Source organism: Alteromonas sp. BZK5 (genome assembly GCF_014349115.1).
GTDB lineage: Bacteria > Pseudomonadota > Gammaproteobacteria > Enterobacterales > Alteromonadaceae > Alteromonas > Alteromonas macleodii.
The window spans coordinates 52937-60693 of record NZ_JACSOE010000024.1 but is presented as its reverse complement, the minus strand read 5'-3'; the positions used below and the strand labels follow the sequence as shown (position 1 = coordinate 60693).

The window sequence follows — 7757 nt, the reverse complement described above, 5'->3', positions numbered from 1 at the left end:
CGAGTCAAAAATCTCTGTTGGAGAGAGTGGATAAAGTTGGTCAATTAATTAATGCAATTGGTATAATTCATAAATATCAATAACTTAAAAAACAAAGCGAATTTTATTTTAATTTTTCTGAACTTCTCTATTTATCACGACTCTATATCTACGGTTTTTATGTGTTTTCTCTCAGTTTACGCCTCGCTCTATGCGGGGCGTTCTTTTTTCTAACACCCCATCATACCTATCCATCGGGCACGTCAGATCAGCACAAACGGTAAGGGTGAATTGCGCTACTGTACTTCGCTATCAGACTCTTCTGTTTCGTCTTGTTTATCTAAGCCAAACCACGTATCCAAAATACGCTCTAATTCGGGTAACCCGTGCTTATTTAATGACGAGAAGGTTTGCACGGTAACATCGCCCATAAATGCCATCGCAGCTTCACGCGCCATTAACAGCTGTGCCTTTCGCTTACCGCTTTTAAGTTTGTCGGCTTTAGTGAGAAGTGCCAGTACTGGAATATTTGAGGCTACTGCCCAATGGATAAGATCTTGGTCTAAATCTTTGAGGGGGTGACGAATATCCATTAAAACGACTAATCCTTTAAGGGACTTGCGCTTTTGAAGATATTCACCAAGTGACGCCTGCCACTTCTTTTTCATGGCTACTGGCACTTTTGCAAAGCCATATCCTGGCAAATCAACCAAGCGTAAGTCTTCTTCTAATTCAAAGACGTTGATCAATTGGGTGCGACCCGGTGTTTTACTGGTTCTTGCCAAGTTCTTCTGACGAGTTAACGTGTTAAGTGCACTCGATTTACCCGCATTAGAGCGGCCCGCGAACGCTACTTCAATTCCGGTATCATTCTTTAAATGACGAATATCAGGTGCGCTCGTAAAGAATTTTGCTTTGGTGTAATACGACATCTAGACTTACCTCCACATGCGTCTCAACCTTCGGTTTACAGTTTTTTAATGAATAAACCAACTAAAAACCATAGTTTTATCATGGAATAGGTTTTTCTGACGCGTTAAATGTGTAAAATACGCATGATATCACGTATATCACGCGAGCCGTTGGATCCATTTAAGAGATTTATTATGAAAAAACTGTGTTTGTTGGTATGTATGTCTTTAGGTTTAAGCGCAACTGCTATGGCAGAAGGCGACGCCGAGGCAGGTAAAGCGAAATCTGCAGTATGTGCAGCCTGTCATGGCCCTGATGGCAACAGCATGATTGACATGAACCCAAAGATTGCTGGCCAGCATGAGAAGTACATTGTTAAGCAATTAACCGAATTTAAACTTGCCTCTCAAACAGGTGGCGAGGAAGGTCGTAACAATGCTGTCATGAACGGCATGGCTGCCCCACTTTCAGAGCAAGACATGAAAGACCTAGCCGCTTATTTCTCAAGCCAAGAGCCAAAGGCGGGTGAAACACCAGAGCAATACGTTGAAGCTGGCCGTGCATTGTACCAAGGTGGCGACGAGTCTCGAGGCGTAACTGCATGTATCGCGTGTCACGGTCCTAAGGGCAACGGCATGGGCTTAGCAGGTTTCCCTGATATCAGCGGTCAACATGCAACTTACACTGCAGCTCAATTGAAAGCATTCCGTTCAGGCCAACGTCACAATGACATGAATGGCATGATGCGTGATATTGCGATGAAATTAACCGACGAAGATATTGAGATTTTATCTAACTATATCGCGGGCTTACACTAAGCATTACCGTTTTTGCACATTGTTGTTAAAAATTTGTTACCGAAAAAGTTGTATTTTGAAATTATTCGTGTAATCTAACGGCGTAGTTTGTAGGTGCCTTTGAAAAGCTACAAGCTAAATAACAAGAATAATAATAAAAATGCAGCATGGAAGACGGGATAAAGAGCCACGAGGGCCAAAAACAACAATACAGCTCTGCTAACAATAAAAATAAGGGGAGCACGGCTAGGGAAGCAAAATACACATAGAAGTGTATAACGGGAGAGGTGTCATCTGACACTCATACAATGTAAGGTGATGGTGAGAACCATCACCTTTTTCTTTTTTAAGCCCCTTATTATTGTTCACTTTCCTATGTACTGTCCTTTATGCAAAAGCGCTAACGCGCCATCTCACTATCACTCAGATAAAAAGCGCGATTACCTTCAATGTAATCAATGCAAACTCGTTTATGTTTCTCCTGAATTCTTGCCATCTAAAGAAGTAGAAAAGCAGGAGTATGACCTTCACGAGAATAGCTTTGAAGACGAAGGGTATCGAAAGTTTTTAGGAAAGGTTTTAACGCCACTTACACCTTTTATAAAAGACATGAAATTTGGTGAACTCCGAGGACTAGACTTTGGCTGTGGCCCTGCGCCTGTTTTAGCAAGTATGCTGGAAGAAGAAGGCGTTAGGATGAATATGTACGATCCCTTCTATGCACACAACTTATCGGTACTTGAGCAAAGCTATGACATAGTGACATGTACAGAGGCTATAGAACACTTTCACGCCCCTCATGTGGAATGGGCGCTTTTTAACAAACTTGTAGCTTCTGGTGGCGTTCTTGCCATCATGACCAAGCGCGTACTTGATAAAGCCAGGTTTGCAAATTGGCACTATAAAAACGACGTCACCCACGTTAGCTTTTTCAGCGAAGCAACCTTTCAATATTTGGCACAACGAGATGGCTATGATGTCACTTTTCCTGCCAGCGATGTCGTTCTATTGAGAAAGCGCTGAAACAAATTCCCGTAATACTTTATGTTCCCCGTATTGATTTTGCACTGCATACCCAAAGATCAATACGTAGACACTAATTCGCGCTATAATAGCGCTGTTTTTTCACTCTCTTTGTTATTTGGAAATTATGGCACGTTCAAAGAAATCACGTAAAGTCGGCCTAATCGGCGTTCGTAAAGATCCTGACTTTAAACCAAGCGAAAACCGTAAATCAGACTCGCCTCGCCCTAAAAAGCATAAAGGTAAGCCCGCTGGTAATCGCCACAATGTTGAACAGAAAAAAGTGACGGGCAAAAAGAGTGCAGAGAATAAAGATCCGCGCCACGGCAGTAAAAAGCCTATTCAGCTTGTAAAAGCAGTGACGCCCACCCCTGCTCAAAAGAAAAAGTACGCCACACCAGCCCAAGAACTGGCAGCGCTTGAAGCAGATCAACGCTTGTCAGATTTACTCGACAAACTTGACGACGATAAACCGCTCACCCGTGAGCAACAAGCTTATGTCGACGAGAAAATGGCACGCCACCGCATTCTTTGTGATCTATTAGGAATAGTAGAAGAGGATGATGAAGACGACGATATGGATCCGTTTAATGATTTAGACGCTATTAATATCGACGACTTTAAGCACTAATAAAAAACGGGAAAGAGTCATGCTTTGGGCAGTACTTTCAGGCATCGCGCTACTAATTATTCTTGCGCTAGGTTTTTACGCAGGCAAACTGCTGTTTATGTTAAAACAACAAAAAGAGCGACAAGAAGCGGCAAGGCAGTCGCGCGTAGCCACTATAACCGACAGTATTATAGTAATAGCTAAGGCGATGGAGCAGCAGCAATGTGATTTGTCAGAAGGCGTAATTCGCATCGTGAACTTGCTTAACGCGCTTCCAATAAGTACTCCGCCTGATTTTAAAGCGCAGTATCCCAACATTCATGCACTATTCACAGAGGTAAGCGGTTTTGCGATTTTAGAAGCAAGGCAACAGCTACCTAAGAATGAGCGAAGAAAGCAAGATATCGCTCGCGAGCAGATTGAATCGGAATACGAATCTAAGGTGCTGGACGAATTACCACCGCTGAAGGCGTATTGTGAGACACTCGTAGCCACTAAATAACGAGTAAGCGCGACGCTGATTTAAAAGATAAAAACTAATGCAATCAATATCGAAAATGGCCGAGTACAGTATGTAGTCGGCCATTTTTTTAACCCGGTTACCTTTGCCTATGTCACTTTATCGCGAGCTCGCAGGTACGTTCGTAACAATGACACCCTACTTCGTGGTCATTGACCATACCCACAGCTTGCATAAAAGCATAGCAAATCGTTTCACCTACAAAATTAAATCCGTGCTTTTTAAGTGCTTTTGACATTGCTTTAGACGCATCAGTTGATGTGGGTGCTTGCCTGAAGTCTTCCCACGCATTAATGACCGTACGTCCATCTGTAAATTGCCAAATAAAATCACTGAATGGCTGCGACGCTTCAATAGCTAAAAAACCCTTGGCATTTTTGATAACCGACTCTATTTTGAGCTTGTTTCTGATTATGCCGCTGTCTTGCATAAGTCTGTCGACATCATCGGGGCCCATTTTCGAAATTTTCTCAGGGTCGAACTGGTAGAATGCCTGTTCAAAATTCTGCTGTTTTTTCAAAATGGTCAGCCAAGATAAACCAGCCTGCTGTCCATCGAGGCATAACTTAGCAAACAACGCGCGACTATCTAGCTCGGGTACCCCCCATTCGTTATCATGATACGCTAAATAAATAGGGTCGCTGCTTACCCAACCGCAGCGATGCAAAGGCATATTTTTTTCTATTTTTGTTTGATTGGGCATGGCTTAAGATTAAATCCTTGTTGTGAAGTGGCATATTGGCTTTATTCGTGACGTTTTTTCACCCTTTACACCTACATACTATGCCTCACAAATTGTATACTATCCCACCTTTATTTTAAGTCAGATAACTAATAAGCAGCGGATGTATGCAGAAATACGATATTAAGACCTTTCAAGGGTTGATCCTTGCGCTTCAAGATTATTGGGCGCGTCAGGGCTGCGTTATTATTCAGCCTCTGGATATGGAAGTGGGTGCCGGTACTTTTCACCCTATGACGTTCCTACGTTCTTTAGGTCCAGAGCCAATGAGTAGCGCCTATGTTCAACCGTGCCGTAGACCGACCGATGGTCGTTACGGTGAGAACCCAAACCGCTTACAACATTACTATCAGTTCCAAGTAATGCTTAAGCCTTCACCTGACAATATTCAGGAGTTGTACTTGGGCTCTTTGAAAGAGTTAGGTTTCGATCCGCTGGTTCATGACATTCGCTTCGTAGAAGACAACTGGGAATCACCCACGCTTGGTGCATGGGGTCTAGGTTGGGAAGTGTGGCTAAACGGCATGGAAGTAACTCAGTTTACGTACTTCCAGCAGGTAGGCGGTCTAGAGTGTAAGCCTGTTACCGGCGAAATTACCTACGGCTTAGAGCGACTCGCCATGTACGTTCAAGGTGTCGATAGTATCTACGACCTGGTTTGGACTGACGGCCCTATGGGCAAAGTGACCTATGGCGATGTGTTCCATCAAAACGAAGTAGAACAATCGACGTATAACTTCGAACACGCCAATGTTGAAGCTTTATTTAGAACCTTCGACGAATGTGAAGCAGAAAGCAAAAAGCTTATCGAAAACAACCTTCCACTTCCTGCCTATGAGCAGGTTATGAAGGCGTCACACGCATTTAACTTGCTTGATGCTCGTCATGCTATCTCAGTGACCGAACGCCAGCGCTATATTCTTCGCGTTCGAACGCTAGCCAAAGCGTGTGCAGAAAGCTATTACCAAGCACGTGAAGCACTTGGCTTCCCACTATGTAACAAGGAGGCATAAGCGTGCGTACAGAAAATTGTTTAGTTGAATTAGGTACTGAAGAACTCCCACCAAAAGCGCTTAAGTCTTTAGGTGAAGCCTTCGCCACGCAGTTTGAAGCTGCGCTTACGCAAGCTGACTTAAGCTTTGATTCAGTCAGCTGGTTTGCAGCCCCTCGCCGCTTAGCCGTTTATGTTTCAGGTCTTGCTGAAGGTCAGGCTGACAAAGTAGTAGAGAAACGCGGCCCAGCAGTATCAGCCGCGTTTGACGCCGACGGTAATCCCACTAAAGCAGCACAAGGTTGGGCTCGCGGTAACGGCATTGACGTTGCTGACGCAGAACGCCTTGTAACTGACAAAGGAGAGTGGTTACTTCATAAAGCCCACGTTCCAGGGCAATTAGTTGCAGAGCTTCTAGAAGGGCTGATAAACCAAGCGGTAAGCAAGCTACCTATTCCAAAGCCAATGCGTTGGGGTAATTACAACACTCAGTTTATACGCCCGGTTCACACCCTTTGCGTGCTTTACGGAAGCGAAGTGGTTAACGTTTCTGTATTGGGCCTAACAAGCGGCCGCGTTGTTCAGGGTCACCGATTCCACGGCGAAGGTCGCTTTGAACTGGATCATGCTGACAATTACGCCTCTGCCCTAGAGCAACAATATGTGCTGGCAGATTTTGAGGCGCGTAAAGATAAAGTGCGTCAGCAGCTTGAAGACGCAGCGCAAAGCTTGTCGCTTAAGCCAGACTATAATGAAGACTTACTAGAAGAAATCGCGTCACTTGTAGAGTGGCCGGTTGTACTTCAAGCTGGTTTTGATGAGGCTTTCTTGGCAGTACCGAAAGAAGCGCTTATCTATACCATGAAAGACGACCAAAAATATGTGCCGCTGCTAGATAGCGATGGTGCACTTTCAAACACTTTCTTATTCGTAACGAATATCGAAAGTCGCGATGCGTCTCAAGTTATTTCTGGCAATGAAAAGGTTATCCGCCCTCGTCTTGCAGACGCTGAGTTCTTCTTTAACAGCGATAAAAAGACGACATTAGAAAGCCGCCTTGAAAGCTTAGAAACCGTGTTGTTCCAAAAACAGCTTGGTACGCTAAAAGAAAAGTCTGAGCGTATATCTGCCCTATCGGCGTTTATCGCGTCGCAAATAGATGCGAATGAAACACAAGCTGCACGAGCAGGTCTTCTAGCTAAAACCGACTTGATGTCGAACATGGTTATGGAGTTCCCTGACGTTCAAGGTGTTATGGGTAAATACTATGCGCTAAACGACGGTGAAGATGCGCCCGTTGCAGAAGCACTGTATGAACAATACATGCCGCGTTTTGCTGGTGACGCACTTCCTAGTTCAGGCGTTAGCGCGTCGGTCGCGCTTGCTGACAAACTAGATACTCTTGTGGGTATTTTTGGTATTGGCCAGTTACCTAAGGGTGATAAAGACCCATTTGCGCTTCGTCGTGCAGCTATCGGTGTATTACGTATTGTCACTGAGCTGTCACTGCCGCTAGATCTTGAAACGTTAGTAAGCAAAGCTATCGATGTGTATGGCGATAAGTTAACGAATGCAGAAACACAATCTCAGGTTGTTGATTTTGTATTGGGTCGATTTACTGCGCTCCTACAAGATCAAGCTATCGCCATTGACGTTATTCAGGCCGTTGCTGCTCGTCGCCCTACTAAGCCAGCTGACTACTTAGCCCGAGTTCATGCGGTAGATAAGTTCAGAGCATTGGAAGAAGCCGAAGCGCTAGCTGCCGCTAACAAGCGTGTTGCAAACATCCTTGCTAAGCAGAACGTTGAAGTGACAGACACAGTGAATATTGATGAGTCACTGTTAGCTGAAGAAGCTGAAAAAGCGCTTTACGTTGAGCTGAAAGCCGCACAGAAAGAAGTTGATATTGCTGTTCCTTCACAGGACTACACGCGTATTCTTACTGCGCTTGCAACCTTACGTAATGTAATCGATAACTTCTTCGATAACGTAATGGTTATGGCTGATGACGAAGCGGTTAAAAATAACCGACTTGCTTTACTGTCGCTTTTAAGGCAACTTTTCCTTACTACCGCAGATATATCTATTCTCGCGAAGTCGTAGGCTAGTAAGAGTTAATGCGGTTTTATGCCGCGAAAAACAAAGAGCCCAGCCTTAACGTTGGGCTTTTTTTATAAATGGAG

General features: G+C 44.3%; 8 protein-coding genes. 6 read left to right on the top strand and 2 right to left on the bottom strand.

Translation table 11 applies throughout. The features are described 5' to 3' along the window. Positions 1-275: 275 nt before the first annotated feature. Positions 276-911, bottom strand: a complete 636-nt coding sequence (gene yihA, locus BIZ39_RS09460; RefSeq protein WP_187446857.1) for a ribosome biogenesis GTP-binding protein YihA/YsxC — start codon at positions 909-911, stop codon at positions 276-278. Positions 912-1085: 174 nt separating this feature from the next. Between yihA and BIZ39_RS09455 the strand changes: the two genes are divergently transcribed. The 4 genes from BIZ39_RS09455 to BIZ39_RS09440 all read left to right on the top strand — a co-directional run bounded on the left by BIZ39_RS09455 (position 1086) and on the right by BIZ39_RS09440 (position 3823). Further along, positions 1086-1709, top strand: coding sequence for a c-type cytochrome (locus BIZ39_RS09455; RefSeq protein WP_014947721.1), 624 nt, complete (start codon positions 1086-1088; stop codon positions 1707-1709). Between the two features lie 300 nt (positions 1710-2009). Then, the gene (locus tag BIZ39_RS09450; RefSeq protein WP_080986387.1) at positions 2010-2711 is read left to right on the top strand and encodes a class I SAM-dependent methyltransferase; all 702 of its coding nucleotides are present in this window, start codon (positions 2010-2012) and stop codon (positions 2709-2711) included. Between the two features lie 127 nt (positions 2712-2838). Then, the gene (gene yihI / locus BIZ39_RS09445; protein ID WP_014947719.1) at positions 2839-3342 is read left to right on the top strand and encodes a Der GTPase-activating protein YihI; all 504 of its coding nucleotides are present in this window, start codon (positions 2839-2841) and stop codon (positions 3340-3342) included. Between the two features lie 19 nt (positions 3343-3361). Further along, positions 3362-3823 (top strand): DUF2489 domain-containing protein, encoded by a 462-nt coding sequence (locus tag BIZ39_RS09440; protein WP_039222303.1) that lies wholly within the window; start codon positions 3362-3364, stop codon positions 3821-3823. Positions 3824-3935: 112 nt separating this feature from the next. On the opposite strand, the gene BIZ39_RS09435 is transcribed toward BIZ39_RS09440, so the two are convergent. Further along, the gene (locus BIZ39_RS09435; protein WP_187446856.1) at positions 3936-4544 is read right to left on the bottom strand and encodes a DNA-3-methyladenine glycosylase I; all 609 of its coding nucleotides are present in this window, start codon (positions 4542-4544) and stop codon (positions 3936-3938) included. A gap of 146 nt (positions 4545-4690) precedes the next feature. On the opposite strand from BIZ39_RS09435, the gene glyQ reads away from it, so the two are divergent. Both glyQ and glyS read left to right on the top strand, forming a co-directional pair. After that, positions 4691-5596 carry a glycine--tRNA ligase subunit alpha gene (gene glyQ / locus BIZ39_RS09430; protein ID WP_014947716.1) on the top strand — a complete coding sequence of 302 codons (906 nt, stop codon included), beginning with the start codon at positions 4691-4693 and terminating at the stop codon, positions 5594-5596. A 2-nt stretch (positions 5597-5598) separates the two neighbouring features. Continuing rightward, positions 5599-7677, top strand: a complete 2079-nt coding sequence (gene glyS, locus BIZ39_RS09425) for a glycine--tRNA ligase subunit beta (RefSeq protein WP_110289606.1) — start codon at positions 5599-5601, stop codon at positions 7675-7677. Positions 7678-7757: the final 80 nt, after the last annotated feature.

Excerpts from the sequence above, each read along its gene's own strand:
- yihA (WP_187446857.1), bottom strand. The coding sequence starts at position 911 with ATGTCGTATTACACCAAAGCAAAATTCTTTACGAGCGCACCTGATATT.
- BIZ39_RS09455 (WP_014947721.1), top strand. The coding sequence starts at position 1,086 with ATGAAAAAACTGTGTTTGTTGGTATGTATGTCTTTAGGTTTAAGCGCA.
- yihI (WP_014947719.1), top strand. The coding sequence starts at position 2,839 with ATGGCACGTTCAAAGAAATCACGTAAAGTCGGCCTAATCGGCGTTCGT.
- BIZ39_RS09440 (WP_039222303.1), top strand. The coding sequence starts at position 3,362 with ATGCTTTGGGCAGTACTTTCAGGCATCGCGCTACTAATTATTCTTGCG.
- BIZ39_RS09435 (WP_187446856.1), bottom strand. The coding sequence starts at position 4,544 with ATGCCCAATCAAACAAAAATAGAAAAAAATATGCCTTTGCATCGCTGC.
- glyQ (WP_014947716.1), top strand. The coding sequence starts at position 4,691 with ATGCAGAAATACGATATTAAGACCTTTCAAGGGTTGATCCTTGCGCTT.